Here is a 20,264-nt window from a genome sequence, read left to right as displayed (position 1 = left end):
CGAAAGTGATTAAATTCTTACCGGTTTTCATTTCAGATTACAACTGCATTTCGCCGCTTGGTTTCGGTGCAGAACAGAATTTCGGAGCCTTGCTGAGAAATGAAACCGGCATTAAAAAACAATATTTTTCCGAAAACTTTCCCGAAGTTTGCGCGGCAATTATTCCCGAAAAATTAGTGGAAGAAAAATTTTCAGAATTAAGTTTAAACACTGAAAATCAATATTTTACAAGGTTCGAACAGATGCTCGTGCTGGCGCTGAAACCTTTGCTTGACAAACATTCCGTCTCGGAAAAAAGCCTGTTGATATTATCAACAACCAAAGGCAATGTGAAATACCTGCAAAATCAAAGCATTCCCCCAGAAAACGCCTATCTTTCATTTTCCGCAAAAAAAGTGGCAAAATTTTTAGGATTTAAAAATGAGCCCATTGTAATTTCTAATGCCTGTGTTTCTGGCGTGATGGCAGTTTCCGCAGGTAAAATTTTTTTGCAAATTGAAAAATTTTCAGATGCATTTGTAATTGCTGCCGATGAAGTTTCTGAATTCGTTTTGTCTGGTTTCAATTCTTTTCAAGCGATGAGCAACGATGTTTGCAGGCCTTATGATAAAAATCGGGACGGCATCAATTTGGGCGAGGCTTCAGCGGCGGTTTTTATTTCCAAGGAAAAAAAATCAGAAACTTGCTTTGAGATTCTAGGCGATTCGTCGATTAACGATGCCAACCATATTTCCGGACCTTCGAGAACCGGTGAAGGTCTTTTCCGCAGCATTCAGAACGCAATGAATGAAGCAGGAATTATTCCGGATGACATCGATTTCATCAATGCTCACGGAACGGCAACGATTTACAATGATGAAATGGAATCCATTGCTTTTTCTCGTGCTCATCTTTCGGAAACACCTATGAATAGCCTGAAGGCGTACTTTGGACACTGCCTTGGTGCATCCGGTTTGCTCGAAATTATTATGGCGATGGAAAGCGCGAAACACAACATTTTAATCCAATCACTGAACTATGAAAATTGCGGCGTTTCTCATCCTCTGAACATAATTACCGAAAATTCGGCGAAAGAAATTCGCACATTTTTAAAGACTGCATCTGGATTTGGCGGCAGCAATTCCGCAATAATTCTCAAAAAGATGATTGGCAATGAAAACGAATAAAATTTGCGAAATCCATAATTTCGAAGTGAAACTGGATGGCGAAATCATCTTTCAATCTGAAACAAAAAACTTCGCAGAATTTGCCAAAGAATTTTACAAAAAAATCAATATAGATTATCCCAAATTTCACAAGATGGATAATCTTACAAAGCTGGCATTCCTTGCTTCCGAATTATGCTTATCAACTGAAAATCAAAAAGATACAGCATTGATTTTCGCCAACAAATCTTCAAGTTTGGACACAGACCTGAAGCATCAGCAAAGCATTAATGACAGGGAAAACTACTTTCCAAGCCCTGCGGTTTTCGTTTACACGCTACCAAACATATGCCTTGGCGAAATCAGCATTCGGCATCAGCTGCAGACGGAAAATATTTTCTTCGTGATGGAAGATTTCAACAGAAATCTACTTGATAAATACGCGGAAAACCTGCTCAAATCGGGGAAAGCAGCGCAGGCACTTTGTGGCTGGGTGGAATTGCTTGGCGATTATCATAGGGCTTTTGTATATTTGCTGAATTACTGAAGAAAAATGGATAACCTAAAGGAAGAGCTCAAAGCGAAAATCATCGAAGTGCTGAATTTGGAAGATGTGCAACCTGCTGATATTCAGGATTCTGCGGAACTTTTCGGCAGCGGACTTGGCCTTGATTCCATCGATGCGTTGGAACTCATCGTGCTGCTGGACAAGGAGTACGGCATCAAGCTTTCTGACCCGAAAAAAGGCAAGCAGATTTTCGAATCCATCGATACGATGGCTGCCTACATCACGGAACACAGGACGAAATAATGGCGAAAGTTGCAGTCACAGGAATGGGAATCGTTTCTTCGGCAGGCATTGGCGTTGAAGAAAATTTCCGCTCGTTGACTGCCGGAAAACACGGCATTTCCGATATTGAAATTCTGGAAACACGATACCACGGAAAGCTGAAAGCTGGCGAGATAAAACTGACCAACGAGCAATTGATAAAAATGCTCAGTTTGCCAGAAGATACGAAGCTAACACGCACAACTTTTTTAGGAATCCTTGCAGTAAAAGAAGCCCTACAATCTGCTGATTTCCAGGATGTTAACCAATTTAGAACCGGGCTGATTTCTTCCACATCGGTTGGTGGAATGGATATGAGTGAGCGCTGGTTTTTCGATTATGAAAACCATCCCGAAAAGCAGAAATTCATCACTTCGCACGAAGCCGGATTTTCCACCGCTGCCATTGCAGATTATTTCGGTTTGAAAGGGATGATATCCACAATCAGCACGGCCTGCTCATCCGCTGCAAACGCTGTGATGATGGGCGCTAAGCTAATTCAGAACGGCATCCTGGAAAGAGTGATTGTGGGTGGCACCGATGCGCTTTCCAAGTTTACCCTGAACGGTTTTAAAACGCTGATGATTGTGACGGATGAATACAATACGCCGTTTGACGAAAACCGCAAAGGCCTAAATTTAGGCGAAGCAGCGGCATTTCTGGTGCTGGAATCTGATGCGGTGATTGAAAAAACTGGCAAGAAAATTCTGGGATATTTATCAGGCTATGCCAATGCTAATGATGCGCATCATCAGACCGCTTCCAGCGATGATGGGCAGGGCGCTTTTTTGGCGATGGATCAGGCTTTGAAAATTTCCGGACTTTCGCCACAAGATATTGATTATGTGAATGTTCATGGAACGGCAACGCCAAATAACGACCTTTCCGAAGGCAAAGCAATGATCAGGATTTTCGGTGAAAACGCTGTGCCGGATTTCAGTTCTACCAAGCCATTCACAGGGCACACTTTGGCGGCTGCTGCAGCGGTAGAAGCCGTGTATTCCTTGCTTGCGCTGCGGCACAACACGATTTTCCCGAATCTGAATTTTTCAACGCCGATGAAGGAATTCAGCCTGAAACCCGTGACCGAAATGAAAGAAAAACCTCTGCAAAATGTGCTTTCCAACTCGTTTGGCTTCGGCGGAAATTGTTCCACACTAATTTTTTCAAAATCGTGAAACCGGTTTATATCAACGGTGCGGCCTGCATTTCGGCGCAGAAAAGTTTGGAGCCAGATTTTCTTGAGAGTCTGGAAATAAATCCTTCGGAAAACATCATCTACGCTCAGCAGCCGAATTACAAGGATTTCATACCGCCAGCACAAATTCGCCGGATGTCCAAGGTTGTGAAAATGGGCATAGTGAGCGCGCAAGAAGCGATGGATGCTGCCGGAATTTCTATGCCTGATGCCATCATCACAGGAACCGGTATGGGCTGCACGGAAGATTCCGAGAAATTTCTGCGCAATGTAATTCAGAATGATGAAGACCACCTGACGCCAACGAATTTCATCCAATCCACACACAACACAGTTGCCGGCCAAATTGCCCTTGGCATCGGCTGCCACGCTTACAATTTCACCTATGTGAGCAGCGGTTCTTCGCTGGAATTTTCATTGCTGGATGCCAAGTTGCAAATTGAAAACGGCGAAGCCAGGCAGGTTTTGGTGGGTGCCTGCGATGAAACCGCCAAGCGAACTGCCGAACTTTATCAGCTGGCGAAAATCATCAAGAAACAGGACGAATTTCCAATCGATTTGCTGAATTCTGAAACGGAAGGCGTTTTCTGGGGTGAGGGCGCGGCATTTTTTGTTTTGGCTAATGAAAAGCTGGAAAATACGGGCGCTGAAGTGAAAGCCGTGGAAATAACCAATGTGCTAGAATTGGAAGAAACCGAAAATTTTGCGGAAAATTTCCTTCAGAAAAATGGCTTAACATTGGCAGATATCGATTTGGTTTTACTTGGATTTTCGGGCGATAAAAGCGCTGATGAATTTCACAAAAAAATGCGCGGTTTTTTCAGAAATTCACAATTGGGATTTTGGAAGCATTTGTCGGGAGAGTTTAATACTTCATCTGGTTTCGCTCTGTTTTTAGCCAATGAAATTTTAGGAAAGCAAAGAATTCCTGAAATCATAAAAATCAATTCAGCTGAGAGAAAGCAAATCCGTACCGTTTTGATTTACAATAATTTCCTTGGCAAAGAGCATTCTTTTACACTTTTGGCGAAGGCATAAAATTGCACTAAAATCAGGCTGAAAATTTTTCCTGATGAAATTCAGAATTTTACAAATCCTGCTGGCAATCAGCATTTTACTGATTTTAGTTTCAGAAATTCCCTGGGTTTGGATTTTTCTTCCATTGGCAATTTTCATCGCAATAATTTCCTGGGCATCGTTCGACATCAGGCTGAATTTTTTTACAAAATCATTGCACGGAAAAATTACTGCTGAAAAAATCGTGGCACTGACTTTCGATGACGGACCGACGGAATTCACGCCAAAATTTCTGCAAACACTCAACGAATTTAACGCAAAAGCCACTTTTTTCTGCATCGGAAAACAGGCGGAAATTCACCCGAAAATTTTTCAGCAAATCATTGAAAACGGTCATCAAATCGGCAATCATACTTACAGCCACTCTGAAAAAACCGGTTTTCTTTCTGCAAAAAAAATGACAGAAGAAATTGAAAAAGCCGATGAAGTTTTTGAAAAAATTGCCGGTATAAAAACTGATCTTTACAGGCCACCTTTTGGCGTTACGAATCCGAACATTGCAAAGGCCATTAAACAAACCAAAAAAACAAGCATCGGCTGGAATATTCGCTCGCTGGATACCGTAATTAAAAATCCGCATAAAATCGCAGAAAGGATTACAAAAAAAGCAAAACCAGGAAGCATCATTCTAATGCACGATACTTCGGAAAAATCGCTGGAAGCCTTGAAGATTTTATTATTAAATTTGCGGGACAATGGCTTCAAATTTGCCACGGTTTCCGAACTTTTAGAATTGAAATGAAGAATTTTCTGAAACTTTTTTTCGCCCTTTTTTCAGTTGTGATTTTCGCACAAAGGCCTATGACTGCTGATGAAAGCGCGACCTTCATCCGAAATTTTACGGCAGGTAGCAAATCGATAAAGACTTTGCAGACGGATTTTACCCAAACGAAAAAATCGGCAATGTTGGATAAACCGGCGGTTTCTACAGGGAAGATGGCTTACCAAAATCCATCGCTGCTGAGCTGGAAATACATCACACCAAAACCTACGACGATGATTTCGCGGAATGGCAAACTTTTCGTGACGAGCAAAGGCAAAACCACGGAAGTTGGCGCGAAAAACCGTGCCTTCGAAAAAATCAGCAGGCTGATGATTGGCAGTGCGAACGGCGCGCTGTTTGCCGACCCGGATTTTAGGGTGAGCTATCACAAAAACGGCGGCACAAATATCGTGCGCTTTTCGCCGGCTGCAAAGGATTTGAAAAAATTTATCAGGCAAATGGAATTGCATTTTCCCGAGGGAAAATACACGGTTTCGCAAGTGAAATTGCTCGACAGCAGCGGTGACGAAACGGCGATACAATTCCGCAACACAAAAGTAAACGAAGCGCTGCCAAGAGGCAGTTTCAATTAAATGAGTATTTTAGGAAACTTCTACCGCATTACTTCGGCTGAGCAAACGGCGCCGAACAAAATGGTGGCGAACATCAGGCTGAATGCCGGGCACCCGATTTTCCGCGGGCATTTTCCTGGAAACCCCGTGACACCGGGCGTTTGTATGCTACAAATCGTGAAAGACATCGCGGAAATTATTTTTGAAAAAAAGCTGGAGCTAGTGTCGGCAAGCAATGTGAAATTTATGGCAATCATCAATCCAGAAATAAATCCGGACATACGGCTGGAACTGACCTGCACGGAAGAAAACCAAAGAGTGAAGGTAAGCCAAATAGCGACTTTTGGCGAAACCGTAGCACTGAAACTGAATGCAACCTACAAAATACTTTTCCAATGAAATTCCTGATTTCGCTTTTTGCTGCTTTTACAATTTTATTGCAAGTTTCCACCGAAGAATTGCGGAGTTTTTACCCGAAAGCTTCGGAATCTCATCAAAACGCCAAAACTTTTGTGGAAATGGCAGAGCGCAGCAATGCCAGTGATGTGGCTGGAAAAGCGTACAAAGCGGCTGCACGAGTGATACTCTCCAAATTTGAAAAAGGCGCGGGAAGAAAGGAGATGATTTCGGGCGGCATAAAATCGCTGGAAAGCCTGATAGCCGCTAATCCGAGGAATACGGAACTCCGCGTAATCCGGATGAGCCTGCAGGAAAACCTGCCAGGAATCGTGGGCTACAAAAAGAATTTGGTGGATGACAAGAAATTCATTTTAGAACATTACAAGTCGGAAAATAAACGGACGCAGAAGCTGATTCGTGATTTTTCGGAATATTCCAAAACGATGACGCCAACTGAAAAAGCGACGCTGAAATAATGGAAAACGCCGCCGTGAAACAAGCGATGCAGCATTTGAAAATCTGCGTGATTATTCCGACTTACAACAATGAACGGACTTTGCAGCGCGTGATTGACGGCGTTTTGGAATTTACTTCGCACATCATCATCGTGAACGATGGCTCTACGGATTCCACCCGAAAAATTCTGGCGGAATATCCTGAACTCACGCAAATTCATTTTGAGAAAAACCGCGGAAAAGGTTTTGCGCTTCGGCAAGGTTTCAAAACTGCGCTGGAAAAAGGCTTCCATTTTGCGATAACGATCGATTCGGACGGCCAGCATTTTCCTGATGATATTCCAATATTTGTGGAAAAACTTCAGGAAGAAAACCGCGACATCCTGCTGATTGGCGAGCGAAATATGGCGCAGGATGGCGTTCCGAAAAAGAGCAGTTTTGGCAACAGATTCAGCAATTTTTGGTACCAGTTTGAAACCGGAATCAAGCTGAACGACACACAATCAGGCTACCGGCTTTATCCGCTGAAACGGCTGCCTAAAAAATTTTTCACGAGAAAATTTGAGTTCGAAATCGAAGTAATCGTACGCTCAGCGTGGAACGGTGTCATCGTGCAGAATGTACCGGTGAAGGTGCTGTACGACCCTGCTGAACGCGTTTCGCACTTTCGGCCGTTTCAGGATTTCACACGCATCAGCATCCTGAATACCGTGCTTGTCGCCATCACGCTGCTCTACATCAAGCCGCGCGATTTTCTGCGAAGTTTTAAAAAAAAAGCCTAAAGCAGTTCATCCGTGAAGATGTGCTGGAAAGCTCTGGCAGCAACCGCACAAAAGCGCTTTCCGTAGCGCTCGGCACCTTCATCGCGTTCTCGCCTTTTTGGGGTTTTCACACCGTTCTAGCCATTAGCCTTGCCGTATTTTTCGGGCTCAACAAGGTGCTGACTTTCACTTTTTCCAATCTGTCTCTACCGCCGCTCATTCCATTTGTAATCCTGGCCTCGGTAAAAATCGGGCAGCAATTTATACCAGGAAAAACTTTGCTGAGCCAGAACCTCACACTGTCAGACATCCCGAATCATCTTTGGCAATACATTGTGGGAAGCCTGATTTTATCGGCGGTTTCAGCGATAATATTTGGATTTCTGACTTATTTTCTGCTGAATTTCTACGATCGGAAGAAAAACTAATCCCGAATTTTCCGCCTGGTTTTCCGCAGATATTTTTCCACGGTCTCTTTTTCCGGTACGGACGAAATTTCCTTTGTTAATGCAATTTCGAAATGTTTTTTCGCTTCGTGGAAATTACCTTTTTCGAAATAATATTTCCCGGATTTGAAATGCACAATCCAAAGTTCCGGGTTGAGATCACGATAATTTTCCAGCCATTCCTCGCTGAGAATTTCGCCAAATTTTATCGCGGAATCCAGCTGTCTGTCGGCAATTCGGTATTTTTCGTAGTTCGCAAATTCTTCCGAATCAAGGAACGGATCCTTGGCAATCATCAAATCTTTTCTCTTTGGAATTTTCTGCTCCAGTGCTCCCGAAAAAATCTCGCCCAAATCATAAGCCACAAATTCGCCGAGCTGATAAGGCTTCGCGGAAACCCAGATGATTTTTTCTTCCGGCGAGAAAATCACAGCGTGGTGCGCCAAAAGTTGATTGATGGATTTTTCGTTGCCGTTGCCAATATCACGGTTTTTTATTCCGGAACGCTCACGCAAGATTCCCGCCATCTTTTCCGGCGTAAGTTTCTGATTTTCAACTAAAAACTCGTTGATTTTTTTCTGGCGATAAACAGAGTGGCTCTTCTCCTTCCACTTTTTATTCCGCCGGTCATCCGAAAAAGTTTCGGACTGGAAATGGTTCGTGCAAACCAGTTGTGCCGAATTTTCAACTTCGTAAACGCCCATTTTCTTCGGCGAAACTTCGATAATCACAGCCTTCCGGTCTTTCGCGCTGCCCACCATTATCGATTCCGCCACGAAAACTTTCCGCCGTTTTGCAATTTCTACCGCCTCATCTATCGTGCTTGCATACTGCAGAATTTCCCTTGTCAGCAGGGAAATCGGCGTTTTCACAGAAAGCGGAATTCCGGATTTTCCGGCATTAATCGTCACGCTCAGACCTTCGGCATTCATCCCGGAAACTACGCCAATCATTCCAGGCCAGGACACGGAAGCAAACGGGATTCCTTCATCGGGCTTCACGAACTGCAACAATTTATTTTCCGCAAATTCATCACCGGCATAAAAATCGAAAGCGCGGCCAATCAGCAATTTTCCGTTGTGGGAATTTTCGTCCCAAACTGCTAGTGACGAACAGCCTACAAGCAACCAATCCTGCATTGCGTGCCCGATATCGTGCGCTGCGTGCAGAATCATCTGACGCTGGAATTTCGGCGCGATGAAATCAAACTCATCCGAAACATAGCGGGAAATCCCAAAAATTTCCGCCTGAAATTCCTTGGTTACATTCTTCGGCATACTGCCCGTGTAAATTCTCACGAGATTCCGAAGAACTCCCTGCTTAAATTTCGATGGGACGAATTCTTCAACTTTGGAAAAAAGCGCCCTTTCCTGCTGATGCAAAAGATTTTCCGCCAAAGCACCGTGATTGTAGCCCAGTTGTAAAGCATTACCCGAATTATACAATTCGTAAACTTTGTACTGATTTTTTGTCAAAAATACATTTTGATAAATAAGGGTAGAATCGTTGATTTTCTCGATTTCCGGAATGGATAAATCATAGGAAGCGATTTCTTTTTCATTAATCAAATGCTTCTTCGCACCGCAGGAAACCAGCAGGAAATAAAGAGCCAGCGAAAAAATCTGAAACTTTCTCATTGGCGTTCTTCGTTCAAAAAATTATAGCCAAGAATTTCTCGGCACAAAGAAAACGCACCAATTGTAACACCTAAAATGCCGTGCATATTCACGCTTTGCCCGGTGAGATATAGATTGGGCACGGATGTTTTTTGCGAGAAAACCGTTTGTAGCGGATTTTCGGACGAGTGTTCGTAAGCATACATCGCACCGCTATCTGTGCCGATGTAATCGCGGTAAGAAAGCGGCGACGAAGCATAAACCGACTTCACGGCATCACGAATTTCAGGAAATTTCTTGCAAACCAAATCAATAATTTCCGCCGATTTTCTTGCTTTAAAATCTTGATAATTTTCCGGTCTTTCGGAAGGTTTTGCGGCGGTATTCTGCGAAGCTTCCCACGCTTCCACTTCGGAAAAATTCATATAAACCAAAATTGTTAAGCTTTCTGCAAAACCTGGAAATTTTGATGATTCAGTTGCAGAAAGCATATAAAATCCTTCATTTCCGCAAAAAACACTTTCATAATTTTCAAAATGGTAAAAATTATGATTGAAATATCGCAGAGTCTGAGGCTTCAAAACCAGATAAACACTAAAACAGGATTTCCCAGATTTTAGCTTTTCCAACCGATTGGTAAACGCTTTTTTAAACCGCTGATTTCCAGCAAGTTCAATCGTTTTTTTAAGCTCGATATTTGAAATAAATTTTTCTGCGAAAAAATCATTGTCGCTGTCTGTTGAAACTGAAATTAACTTTTCATTATCAAAATTGAATGCCGTAACTTTCTGTCTTTTAAACAGTTGTGCGCCCGAAGCTTTCAGTTCACGAACCAAAAGTTTTGTAATTTGGCTGCCGCCATTCTGAATTTTCCACGAGCTTTTCAGGTAAGAGCTAACGCACAAAGCGTGGATGTAGAACGGCGCTTCTTCATCCAGCCCACCGTATAGAAAACTTTGCCCTGCCAAAACGCTTCGTAGCTCCATATTCGAAGTGAGATTTTCGAAATAATTTCGGGCATTTATTGATAAAATCTCAACCGGAATTATGCCTTTTCTCCCAGGTACATAATTTGGAAATTGATTCGTAAAATTCAGAATATCAGCGTAATACCTCTCAATCGCTGGTTTTTCTTCTGGGAACTTATCAAGCAAATTAATCACGAAATTTTCAAAACCCTGCGCAATTCCAAACTCAGAATCTTCATCGGAAAAAATGATCTTATCGAAAACCTCATCCATCTTCTGCAGTTTCAAATCCTGCATTATGCCCAGATAATCGAAGAATTGGTAAAGATTTTCGCCCTCGGAAAGCCCGCCCAAATAATGAACCCCGGTATCAAAAATGCACTTTTCACGGCTGAAAGTCTGCAGATTGCCGCCAAACTGAACATTCTGTTCCAGCACAGCGACTTTATGACCGTGCTTCGCCAAAATCAAGGCGGAAACCAGGCCAGAAAGCCCGCTGCCAATTACAACGACATCAAATTTCTGCATATCATTCCAAATCGTCCCAGAAATCGAAATAATTAAACCATTGCAGCGGATACTTTGCCAGCATCTGCTCAAGATTTTCGGTGTAGGCCTTCAGCAAAGCCTGAGAATCCCGGTGCCTTGCGTTCGCAATTCTCGCGAAAAGATGGTAGTGCAACTTTGGTTCCTTCATTACATAAACGAACGCTACGGGCACTTTCAGGCGGGACGCAATCTGAAACGGACCTGCCGGAAACTTCGCCGATTTTCCCAGAAATTCTTCTTCCATCAACTTGCTGCCTTCAAAATATCGGTCACCCGTAAAGCACACGATGCCATTTTTCGACAGCGCCTCGCTGATTTCAAAAATGTGGGACATATCATCCTTGATGTAGATGAACTTCGTGGTTTTCGGCCGGTCAGCAAGGCTTTCCAGGTATTCCTTGATGTGGGAATGTTCCTGATCCGTAGTCACGATGTGGATTTGGTAATTGAAATCAATCTCCGAAAAAAACCGCTCGGCAATTTCGAAATTCCCGATGTGTGCGCTGATGAGCACGCCGCCTTTTCCACCTGCCATCATCCGCTGCAGATTTTCAATCCCGTCAAATTCATACGAGAACTGATTCCTCTGCCCTGAGGAAATCGCCGTTTTATCAATAATCGTTTTCCCGAAAACCAGGTAATTTTTATAAACAGAAATTTTCGCTTTTACTTTAGTGAAACCCAACCGGTTATGGAAATAATAAAAAATTGAGCGGTTGCTTTCTTTCAGGAAAAGGAAATAGTATGCCGCTACGAAATACAGCACGCCGTATGCCGACCGGACACCGAAATTTTTAAGGAAAAAGACGAAAATACGGTAGCCGAGAAGTGTGCCGCGCGATTTTCCGTCCCACTTTTTCATAGTGGATTTATGAATTTTTCTGCTGAATTTTCTGCGCTATTGCTTGATAAAAATCTTCAAAAGTTGTGATTTCCTTGAAATCTTTCTCGCCAAACTTCACACCGAAATTCGATTCGATGACTACTACCAGGTCGATATAATCCAGGCTGTCCAGCCCAAGCGTTTCGCCGAAGTTGGCATCAGCCGAGATTTCATCGGCATCCACTTCAAACTCGCTTACAAGAAAATCGTTGGCAGTTTGGGCGATTTCTGCTACAGTCATAATTGTCAGTTAAATTTCCTCACGATAATCGACGAGTTCGTGCCGCCAAAACCGAAAGAGTTCGACAAAATTACATCAATTTTTTTATTTTGCACCTCTTTTATGATGTTGATTTTCGCCGAAGCTTCGTCCGGATTTTCCAGGTTGATATTCGGCGCCAGAAATCCGTGCTGCATCATCAGCATTGAGTACACGATTTCGCTTGCACCGGCCATCCAGCATTCGTGCCCAGTCATCGATTTTGTGGAACTTACGGGCGTTTTATCACCGAAGATTTCAAAAATCGCGCTCGCTTCATTGCTGTCGCCAATTGGCGTGGAAGTAGCGTGCGCATTGATGTAATCCACCTCATCAGCAGAAATTTTCGCCTGCTCTAGAGAGCGCTGCATAGACAGTGCAGGGCCATTCACATTAGGTGTGGAAATGTGGCCGCCGTTTGAAGAAAACCCGTAGCCGATGATTTCGCCCAAAATTTTCGCGCCGCGCCTTTCCGCAGATTCCAGGCTTTCGATGATCAGCGTGGCTGCACCGCCGGAAGGCACCAGGCCATCCCTATCCTTATCGAAAGGGCGGGAAGCTTTCGCAGGCTCATCTTCCCTCGTGGAAAAAACGCCCAGGCCATCAAAGCTCGCCATACCGTATTGGTTGGTTTCCTGCGCACCGCCTGCAATCACCATTTGCTGCAGGCCGTTTTTGATTAAAAGATACGCCAAACCTATTGAGTGTGAGCCACTTGCACAGGCAGCACTGATGGTAAGGTTGATGCCCTGCAGCTGAAAAATCGTGGAGAGATTCATCGTAACGGTGGAATTCATCGACTTGAAAATCGCGCCGGAACCAATCAGCGTGGTGTCCTTTTTTTCGCGAACGCAATCAATGGATTCTACCACCGCTTTGGAAACGCTGTCGTTCCCATACAGAATTCCGGCTTCGTTCTCGCTGAGAAATTCCTGCGAAATCTCAGCCTGTTCCAGCGCCTGCAAAGTTGCAAGGTAGGCATACTCGCTTTCTTCGCCCATACTTATCCGCTGCCTGCGGTTCAGGAACGGCTTCACATCAGCCTTCGGCACCACTCCTGAAAGCGCCGAGCGAAAGCCGAACTCCTTCCTTTCCGGCAGAAACTGAATTCCGGATTTCCCTTCATACAGCGAATTCTTCACCGCATCCAGCGAAGTGCCAAGGCAAGACCAAATTCCCATCCCGGTGATTACCACCCTGTTTTCCATCCCAGAAAATAGATTTTTTCCTATAATTTTTGTTTATGAATAAATGCCGCCGTTGATATTCACAATTTCGCCCGTAATATACGACGCCTTTTTGGAAGCGAGAAACGAAACTAAATCCGCCACTTCTTCCGCTTCGCCGAAGCGGTGGGCAGGGATCATCGCCTTCATTTCATTTTCATCGAAATCCTGCGTCATATCCGTTTTTATGAAGCCCGGCGCTACGGCATTTACCGTGATGTTCCGCTTTGCAACTTCCTGTGCTAAAGCTTTCGTGGCACCTATCAGGGCAGCCTTTGCCGCGGAATAATTCACCTGGCCAGCCGTACCTTTCACGCCAGAAACCGAGACGATGTTAATAATCCGCCCGAATTTATTCCGCAAAAGTTTTTGTATGAAAAAATTTGTGACATTGAAGAAGCCGCCCAGGCTTACATCCAACACGCTTTGCCAGTCTTCCTTCGGCATCCACATAAAAAGGCCGTCCCGCGTAATTCCCGCATTGTTCACGATGATTTCTACCACGGCATCAGGGTTTTCCTGCTGCCATTTCTGCAGAACGCTTTGCGTTTGCTCAGCATTAGAAACATCGAATTTCAGCAGCGTAGCACTGCCACCGATTTCCTGAATTTTCTGCAAAGTTTCTTCCGCCGCAGCATCATTGGATGTGTAATTCAGCAGGATGTGGTAGCCCAAATCTTCAGCAAGCTTCAGGCTTACCGCCCTGCCAATTCCACGGGAAGCACCGGTTACAATTGCGCACTTCATCTACTTTACTCTTACAAAATTCTCGGCATTTTCATACCAAACCTTCCCCAAAGTATTGCCCTGCTTATCTATGAAGCCCCACCTTTTATCACGCTTCACTCTTGCCAGGCCATTTTGGAAGCCTTTCTCTTTCTGCCAGAAGTTGAAATTCACGGAAATATCGTATTCGTGCGGAATTGCCAGCTTTCCGCTTCTATCGATAAAGCCCCAGCTTTTGCTTTTCACAGGCGCCATACCTTCGCTGAAAATTTCCGCATCTTCATAGCGTGGCTCTACCAGCCAATTTCCTTTCGTATCAATGTAGCCCCACTTTTTACCAAGGTAAACCGGCGCAAAACCGTCGTTGAAAGACCTTGCCTTATCGTATTTCGCCTCTATTACCCAATCGCCTTTTTTGTCGATGAAGCCAATCTTCCCCAGCCTTTTGGCATAGGTAAAATCGCTGCCGTCGAAATCCCAGATTTTTTCCGCGCCTTCCACCGCATTGAATTTCCCTTTGTACACGGTGCCAAACTGTGCGCCGCGCTTTGCCCAGGTTACGCCGTTGCTGTACTCCCCGATTTCATCATAATCGAAATCCACCACGGTTTTCCCATGGGCATCCAAAATTCCCCACCTGTTGTAAAGCTTCGCTCTTGCAAAGCCGTTTATCATCGGCTTTATCTCGTCGTATTTCGCTTCCGCTACGATCTGACCTTTCGGGTTAATGAGCCCCACTTTGTTTCCGCGCCGAATAACCGCTGTGCCACCCTGAAAGCTGAACAGCTTATCAGTCTGCGGAAATTCCAGCCTTTCACCCTTTCTGTTAATGTAGTATGAATTCTTGTCTTTCTCCACCAAGGCTACGCCGTCGGAAAACGGATGAGCGTTGGCAAACTGCGGCTCAATTGCCCAGCTGCCTTTCGTATCGATGTAGCCCCACAGCTTGCCACTTCGTGCAGTAGCAAGGCCATCCGGCGAGAAGCTTTTCGCCGTTTCAAATTTCGCTTCGATGGCTTGGTCGCCCCTTTCGTTGATGTAGCCCCACTTATCTCCGATTTTTACAAGGGCAAGGCTGCGCTGCGCTACGGCGAAAACCGAAAGCAGCACTGTGCAGATCAGGATTAACTTTTTCATAATTTGATATTGTGTTTAAGGTGTTGTTTAAGTTTTTCGATGGATGGATAAAGCACCGGGTCATCCGAAAATTTCGGGACGATGCTTCGGATTTCATCGTAAAGATTTTTCGTGGCAGATGAAATTTTGCCGTGGGCATTCAAAAAATCTACAGCCTGCGCTACCGTAACTGCCTGAATTGCAAGCACTTCGAAAGTATTATCAATGACTTTCGCACACATCGTGGCGGCGTTTGTTCCCATACTTACAATATCCTGGTTGTCATTATTGTTCGGGATGGAATGCACATATACCGATGTGGAAAGCGCCTGGTTTTCCGCCGTGGTAGAAACCGCCGTAAACTGCACGCCCTGCATTCCGAAATTGAAACCGAGCTTGCCAAGGTTCATAAACGGTGGGAATATTTCGTTGATTTTGGAATTCATTAGGTAGTTCAGTTGGCGCTCCGCAAGCATTGAAACCCGTGTAATGGCAAGTTTCAGCTTATCCATTTCCAAAGCCACATAATCGCCGTGGAAATTTCCACCGTGGTATACCAGGTCTTCATCCGGAATGATAATCGGATTATCATTTGCGGAATTTATTTCATTTTCAAGTATTTCTTGCGAAAAATGCAAAGTATCTAAAACTGGCCCTAAAATCTGCGGCACACATCTCAGCGAATAATATTCCTGAACCTTTTGGCTGAAAATTTCTTCGCTGTTTCCAGAAGTGTAAAGATGGTCTTCCCTTCTTCTTACCAGCTTGCTATCGTGCAAATTCGAACGCATTTTCTCAGCTATTTTCCGCTGACCTTCGTGAAGTTTTGAATTGTTCAGCTGCTCGGAAAAATAATCGCTGTAAGATTCTACCAGCTCTAAAATCGCACAGGATAGCTTTAACGATATTTCAATAATTCGCTCAGAATAATGAAGATTCAATATTCCGATACCGCTCATACAAGAAGTGCCGTTCATCAGCCCAAGGCCTTCACGGATGTGAATCTCAATCGGCGTAAGCCCTTCATTTTGAAACACTTCTGCCGTCGGCTTTCTTTCACCTTTGTAGAAAACTTCGCCCTCACCTATCAGCACCAAAGCCAGATGAGCAAGCTGCACCAGATCACCGCTTGCACCTACGCTGCCGTGCTCAAAAATCAGAGGCGTTATCTCTCTGTTAATCAATTCTTTAAGCAGAAAAATCACGCTGGGATGCACACCCGATTTCCCGAGCGCCAAGGTGTTCAGCCTTGCCAGCATCACGGCTTTTGCCGTTGATTCATCCAGCGGGTTCCCGATGCCACCGCAATGGCTTCTGATAAGATTGTACTGTAATTCTTTCTTCTCTGAATCGGCGATGCGGTATTGAGCCATCGGACCAAAACCAGTGTTCACGCCATAAATTACCTTGTCATCCGAGAAGCTTTTCAGGAACTCAAAACTACGCTCTACACGGCGAAGCACTGCATCATCTATCTCAATTTTTTCCCCCTGAACAGCGATGCTGAGAAAATCCTGCAGGCTTAGTTTTCCGCTGAGTTTCATCTTTAAAATTATTGACTCTAAAACATTGTTTCTCAAATGTTTTTGAATACATTTGTGTCGCAAATATAAAGTTTTTGCTCAAACCGAAAATTTAAAATCCAATGGAAGAAACGGATGTTCTTGTGATTGGTGCAGGGCCTTCAGGATGCGTGGCTTCATCTTGGCTGCAGCGCAACGGCGTGAAGGTGAAGGTTGTAGAAAAGGCGAAGTTTCCGCGCTTTGTCATAGGTGAAAGCCTGATACCCAGGGTGATGGACCACTTCGATGAAGCAGGGCTTTTCCCGCTGCTTGACGAGCAGGGCTTCGAGAAGAAATTCGGCGCAAGATTCATCCGCGGAAAGGAAATCTGCGTTTTCGATTTCGGTGATAAATTTGGCGAAGGCTGGGACTGGACCTGGCAAGTTCCCAGGGCAGATTTTGACGATACTTTGACAAAAGCCGCGCAGCAAAATGGCGTGGAAATCGAGTTTGAAACGGAAGTAAAAAATGTGGAATTCCACGGCTCAAATTCCGTGACTACGCTGCGTGATAAGGACGGAAACGAACGGCAAATTCGCGCAAAATTCATCATCGATTCCAGCGGTTACGGTCGTGTTTTGCCACGGCTTCTCAACCTGGAAATGCCTTCCGTTTTGGATGCGCACTCTTCGGTTTTCACGCACATTAAAGACATCAATCGGGAAGAAGGTGTGGAAGGCACGCAGATTTCTTTCGATATTCTGGAAACGCAGGTTTGGCTTTGGGTAATCCCGTTTTCCAACGGCAATACCAGCGTTGGAATCGTAGGCCCTACCGATTATATCGACAAACTTTCCGAAAGCGGCGATGCAGAGGAAGCCCTGCGGAATGCCATTAAAAAATCTGATTACTATTCAAAGCGTTTCGGCGATTTGGATTTTCTATTCGAACCGAAGAGGCTTACCAATTATTCCTGCGCTGTGAAGCAGCTTTGCGGCGAAGGCTACGCTCTCACTGGAAATGCCGCGGAATTTCTCGACCCTGTTTTTTCTTCCGGAATGGCCTTCGCTACGGAATCCGGAATGCTTGCAGCGAAGCTTGCAAAGCGCCAGCTGGAAGGCGAAACGGTGGATTGGGAAAAGGAATACGCCGCGCACATCCAGTTTGGCGTGGATGTTTTCCGCACCTATGTTTCGGAATGGTACACCGGCAATCTGCAGAAATTATTTTTTCATCAGCCGGAAAACCCGGACATCAAGCGGAAAATCTGCGCCGTACTTGCAGGCTATGTTTGGAACCGCGAAAACCCGTTCGTTCGCAAGCATAAAAATGCCGTACGGAATTTAGCGATGATGATTGACGCTGGATAAAATTAAAGTTTCTTAGCAATAAACTGCACCAGTTCCTTGGAAGTTTTCGCGTAGGCTTCCGCAATTCTGTCATTGTTATTCGGCAGGCCCACATAGTTATCGCCCAGCGCATTTTGGCACTCTATTTCCGCTAAAACTTTTGATGGATTCGCAGTTTCTACAAACTGATGCAGCGTGCTTACCTTGGAAGGCTGGCTCATCACGCCGGCAAACCACCCTGGGTAAATCCAGGTGGTTTTCACTTTCAGTGTGTATTTCGATTTGACGCCAGTGTCAGCCTTCATTTTTTTCTGATATTTGTTAAAAGACGCCAGAAATTTCTCCGGAATCTGCACGCTTTTCGTACGGCGCCAATCCTTTTCCCATCTTTCAAATTCCGCTTCGTTCTTATTTTGGGAAATCTCCTTTTTGCGCCTTTCGATGTATTGGCTTTCGCTGATATTCTCTTTGTAGAAAGCCACTTCCGAAAAATCGAACTCCACATTCAGTTCCTGAACATCCTTCAGAAAATCCAGGTTTCCGGAAACCAATCTTAGTTTTTGGCCAAAAACCGCAACGCTCAGCAGCAACGCGAAAAACAGAACAAGCTTTTTCATAATTAAGATTAATTAGTTCTCAAATCTACAAAATTTATCGGCTTACGGAATTTCGGATTGAAAACTTTTTTGCTCAAATCTTCGCTGTCGCAAATTTCGATTTTTGGCGTCACCCGAAGTTTCGCGCGGAAATGATCCCGAATTTCCAGAAGCAATTCTTCGGAAGCATCTTGCGCCGCGATCCGCACCAGGATTTCATCCGTGCCAATTTCGTTGGTCTTAATGCAAATCTGATAAACTTCCACATCGGGAAACCCCGCCAGAATGTCCATCAAAGCCGGTGGATACAGCGTGGTGCCCTTGTATTTTATCATCTGCTGCTTCCGTCCGAGCACCGGTCCCAGCCTCAGCGTCGTTCTTCCGCAGCGGCATTTTTCCGTGTGGGCCTGCACGATGTCGCCGGTTTTAAAACGAAGCAGCGGCACCGCTTCCACACCCAGCGTGGAAATCACGAGTTCGCCGCTTTGCCCTTCAGCTACAGGTTTCCCGGCATCATCCACAATTTCGGTGATGATTAGTTCGGGATGATGATGTCCGCCGTTCTGAAATTCGCATTCGGTGAAAGCGGTGGCCATTTCCGTTGATGCATAGGTTGAGAAAAGCTGGATGTCCCACTTTTCGCGAATTCTTCCCGCCAAATCAGAATCGCTGAAATCCTGATTCCGCAAACTTTCGCCGATGCATACCGCACCGAAAACCGAAGAATTTCGGTAATCAATGCCGTGGCTTTCCGCATATTCTATCATTTTCAGAAGGAAGGATGGCACGGTAATCAGCCATTTTGGGCGAAATCTCAGGATTGAATCCCACTGCAGCTCCGGAATTCCGGGCCCCATACGAACAACACCGGCACCCAGCTTCTGCAGCCCGAGAAAATACGCCATTCCAGCCATAAATCGCTTGTCAATCGTGGTCATCATCTGCACCAAATCGCCCTGTTGCAAACCAGCACAGGCAAAGGACAGCGCTTCGTTATACGCAAGCCTCTCCAAATCCTTTGCCGAAAGACCAAAGGCTACGGGATCGCCCAGCGTTCCGGAAGTTGTGCTGAAATCCGCCACCTCATTCATCGGGATGCAGAAGAAATCCGCATTGAAATTGTGCAGGTCATCCTTCGTGGTAAATGGGATTTTCCGCAGATCTTCCAGCTTTTTAATTTCCTGAATGTCAATATTTTGCTCAATGAATAACCTTTGGTAGTAAGGCGATTTTTCCCTAAGATAAATGAGAAGCTCCCGCAGTTTTTCCTCCTGGAAACGCCTGATATTTTCCGGGCTTTCGTACTCTATTCTTGGCCTGAGATTCAAATCAGAATTTTGAGCAAAGGTAAAGGATTAAATTGAGCGGGCGGGAATTTTATTTTTGCTAATTTTACCCTATGAAAATCCTCATTGTAAACGGCCCGAACCTTAATCTTTTGGGAAAACGCGAACCAGAAATTTACGGCAAGGTTTCGATGGAAAGCGTTCTGCAAAGTTTGCGCGAAGAATTCCCTCCCGCAGAAATTGATTTTTATCAAAGCAATTCGGAAGGTGCAATTATCGACAGGCTTCAGCAGGAAGATTTCGATGCGCTCATCATCAATCCCGGCGCTTTCACGCACTATTCCTACGCCATTGCAGATTGCCTGAAAAATATTTCCGTCCCAAAAATTGAGGTGCACATCAGCAACATTTACCAGCGGGAGGAATTCCGCCGGAAATCCGTAACCGCTGAGCATTGTAACGCCGTGCTTTCCGGCTTTGGAACGAATGGCTACAAACTGGCTGCTGATTTCTTGATAGGTCGTTTATAAAAGTTAAAAATGA

Annotated in this window: 21 protein-coding genes and 1 pseudogene; 12 read left to right on the top strand and 10 right to left on the bottom strand. The window is 44.8% G+C overall.

The window, feature by feature from the left end:
• Positions 1-5: 5 nt before the first annotated feature.
• The 10 genes and pseudogenes from IMZ16_RS07740 (at position 6) to IMZ16_RS07695 (ending at position 7,627) form a co-directional block, all read left to right on the top strand.
• Positions 6-1,166, top strand: a complete 1,161-nt coding sequence (locus IMZ16_RS07740; RefSeq protein WP_227411493.1) for a beta-ketoacyl synthase N-terminal-like domain-containing protein — start codon at positions 6-8, stop codon at positions 1,164-1,166.
• A complete protein-coding gene (locus tag IMZ16_RS07735; protein ID WP_193439574.1) occupies positions 1,153-1,692 on the top strand; it encodes a 3-oxoacyl-ACP synthase in 540 nt (179 codons plus the stop codon). Before IMZ16_RS07740 ends, IMZ16_RS07735 begins: the two co-directional genes overlap by 14 nt.
• 6 nt (positions 1,693-1,698) lie before the next feature.
• Positions 1,699-1,956 (top strand): phosphopantetheine-binding protein, encoded by a 258-nt coding sequence (locus tag IMZ16_RS07730; RefSeq protein WP_193439573.1) that lies wholly within the window; start codon positions 1,699-1,701, stop codon positions 1,954-1,956.
• Positions 1,956-3,152 carry a beta-ketoacyl-[acyl-carrier-protein] synthase family protein gene (locus IMZ16_RS07725; protein ID WP_193439572.1) on the top strand — a complete coding sequence of 399 codons (1,197 nt, stop codon included), beginning with the start codon at positions 1,956-1,958 and terminating at the stop codon, positions 3,150-3,152. The genes IMZ16_RS07730 and IMZ16_RS07725 overlap by 1 nt, the downstream gene beginning before the upstream one ends.
• Complete coding sequence (locus IMZ16_RS07720; RefSeq protein ID WP_193439571.1) at positions 3,149-4,210, top strand: beta-ketoacyl synthase N-terminal-like domain-containing protein; 1,062 nt, start codon at positions 3,149-3,151, stop codon at positions 4,208-4,210. The genes IMZ16_RS07725 and IMZ16_RS07720 overlap by 4 nt, the downstream gene beginning before the upstream one ends.
• Positions 4,211-4,244: 34 nt before the next feature.
• The gene (locus IMZ16_RS07715) at positions 4,245-4,991 is read left to right on the top strand and encodes a polysaccharide deacetylase family protein (protein WP_193439570.1); all 747 of its coding nucleotides are present in this window, start codon (positions 4,245-4,247) and stop codon (positions 4,989-4,991) included.
• Positions 4,988-5,605: a LolA family protein gene (locus IMZ16_RS07710; RefSeq protein WP_193439569.1), complete on the top strand. Its 618-nt coding sequence runs from the start codon at positions 4,988-4,990 to the stop codon at positions 5,603-5,605. Before IMZ16_RS07715 ends, IMZ16_RS07710 begins: the two co-directional genes overlap by 4 nt.
• On the top strand, positions 5,606-5,983 hold the full coding sequence (locus IMZ16_RS07705) for a 3-hydroxyacyl-ACP dehydratase (RefSeq protein WP_193439568.1): 378 nt from the start codon (positions 5,606-5,608) through the stop codon (positions 5,981-5,983).
• Positions 5,980-6,459, top strand: coding sequence for a hypothetical protein (locus tag IMZ16_RS07700; protein ID WP_193439567.1), 480 nt, complete (start codon positions 5,980-5,982; stop codon positions 6,457-6,459). The genes IMZ16_RS07705 and IMZ16_RS07700 overlap by 4 nt, the downstream gene beginning before the upstream one ends.
• Positions 6,459-7,627: pseudogene (locus IMZ16_RS07695) on the top strand (DUF2062 domain-containing protein). The gene IMZ16_RS07700 and the pseudogene IMZ16_RS07695 overlap by 1 nt, the downstream one beginning before the upstream one ends.
• Here IMZ16_RS07695 and IMZ16_RS07690 read toward each other — a convergent pair.
• Genes IMZ16_RS07690 through IMZ16_RS07655 form a run of 8 tightly spaced genes read right to left on the bottom strand, consistent with a single transcriptional unit; the run spans position 7,624 to position 16,532 of the window.
• Positions 7,624-9,282: a C45 family autoproteolytic acyltransferase/hydolase gene (locus IMZ16_RS07690; protein WP_193439566.1), complete on the bottom strand. Its 1,659-nt coding sequence runs from the start codon at positions 9,280-9,282 to the stop codon at positions 7,624-7,626. The pseudogene IMZ16_RS07695 and the gene IMZ16_RS07690 overlap by 4 nt on opposite strands.
• Positions 9,279-10,757, bottom strand: coding sequence for a phytoene desaturase family protein (locus IMZ16_RS07685; protein WP_193439565.1), 1,479 nt, complete (start codon positions 10,755-10,757; stop codon positions 9,279-9,281). The genes IMZ16_RS07690 and IMZ16_RS07685 overlap by 4 nt, the downstream gene beginning before the upstream one ends.
• A gap of 1 nt (position 10,758) precedes the next feature.
• Positions 10,759-11,640, bottom strand: coding sequence for an LpxL/LpxP family acyltransferase (locus IMZ16_RS07680; protein ID WP_193439564.1), 882 nt, complete (start codon positions 11,638-11,640; stop codon positions 10,759-10,761).
• A 7-nt stretch (positions 11,641-11,647) separates the two neighbouring features.
• Positions 11,648-11,902, bottom strand: a complete 255-nt coding sequence (locus IMZ16_RS07675) for an acyl carrier protein (protein ID WP_193439563.1) — start codon at positions 11,900-11,902, stop codon at positions 11,648-11,650.
• A gap of 5 nt (positions 11,903-11,907) precedes the next feature.
• Complete coding sequence (locus IMZ16_RS07670) at positions 11,908-13,128, bottom strand: beta-ketoacyl-[acyl-carrier-protein] synthase family protein (protein ID WP_193439562.1); 1,221 nt, start codon at positions 13,126-13,128, stop codon at positions 11,908-11,910.
• A gap of 33 nt (positions 13,129-13,161) precedes the next feature.
• Entirely contained in the window at positions 13,162-13,893 is a 732-nt protein-coding gene (gene fabG, locus IMZ16_RS07665; protein ID WP_193439561.1) for a 3-oxoacyl-ACP reductase FabG, read from the bottom strand.
• Positions 13,894-15,009, bottom strand: a complete 1,116-nt coding sequence (locus tag IMZ16_RS07660; protein WP_193439560.1) for a WG repeat-containing protein — start codon at positions 15,007-15,009, stop codon at positions 13,894-13,896.
• Positions 15,006-16,532 (bottom strand): HAL/PAL/TAL family ammonia-lyase, encoded by a 1,527-nt coding sequence (locus IMZ16_RS07655; protein ID WP_193439559.1) that lies wholly within the window; start codon positions 16,530-16,532, stop codon positions 15,006-15,008. The genes IMZ16_RS07660 and IMZ16_RS07655 overlap by 4 nt, the downstream gene beginning before the upstream one ends.
• Positions 16,533-16,633: 101 nt before the next feature.
• Here IMZ16_RS07655 and IMZ16_RS07650 point away from each other — a divergent pair, with 101 nt between their 5' ends.
• Positions 16,634-17,860, top strand: coding sequence for an NAD(P)/FAD-dependent oxidoreductase (locus tag IMZ16_RS07650; protein ID WP_193439558.1), 1,227 nt, complete (start codon positions 16,634-16,636; stop codon positions 17,858-17,860).
• A 2-nt stretch (positions 17,861-17,862) separates the two neighbouring features.
• Here the strand turns inward: IMZ16_RS07650 and IMZ16_RS07645 are convergent, their stop codons facing one another.
• The gene (locus IMZ16_RS07645) at positions 17,863-18,456 is read right to left on the bottom strand and encodes a hypothetical protein (RefSeq protein WP_193439557.1); all 594 of its coding nucleotides are present in this window, start codon (positions 18,454-18,456) and stop codon (positions 17,863-17,865) included.
• Between the two features lie 8 nt (positions 18,457-18,464).
• The gene (locus IMZ16_RS07640; RefSeq protein WP_193439556.1) at positions 18,465-19,763 is read right to left on the bottom strand and encodes a phenylacetate--CoA ligase family protein; all 1,299 of its coding nucleotides are present in this window, start codon (positions 19,761-19,763) and stop codon (positions 18,465-18,467) included.
• Between the two features lie 71 nt (positions 19,764-19,834).
• Between IMZ16_RS07640 and aroQ the strand changes: the two genes are divergently transcribed.
• A complete protein-coding gene (gene aroQ, locus IMZ16_RS07635) occupies positions 19,835-20,251 on the top strand; it encodes a type II 3-dehydroquinate dehydratase (RefSeq protein WP_193439555.1) in 417 nt (138 codons plus the stop codon).
• Positions 20,252-20,264 lie beyond the last annotated feature (13 nt).

This window comes from Cruoricaptor ignavus, from assembly GCF_014961145.1.
GTDB classification, from domain to species: domain Bacteria; phylum Bacteroidota; class Bacteroidia; order Flavobacteriales; family Weeksellaceae; genus Cruoricaptor; species Cruoricaptor ignavus.
Note: the sequence above shows the minus strand (reverse complement) of the source record. Positions and strands in the feature narration are given on the sequence as shown.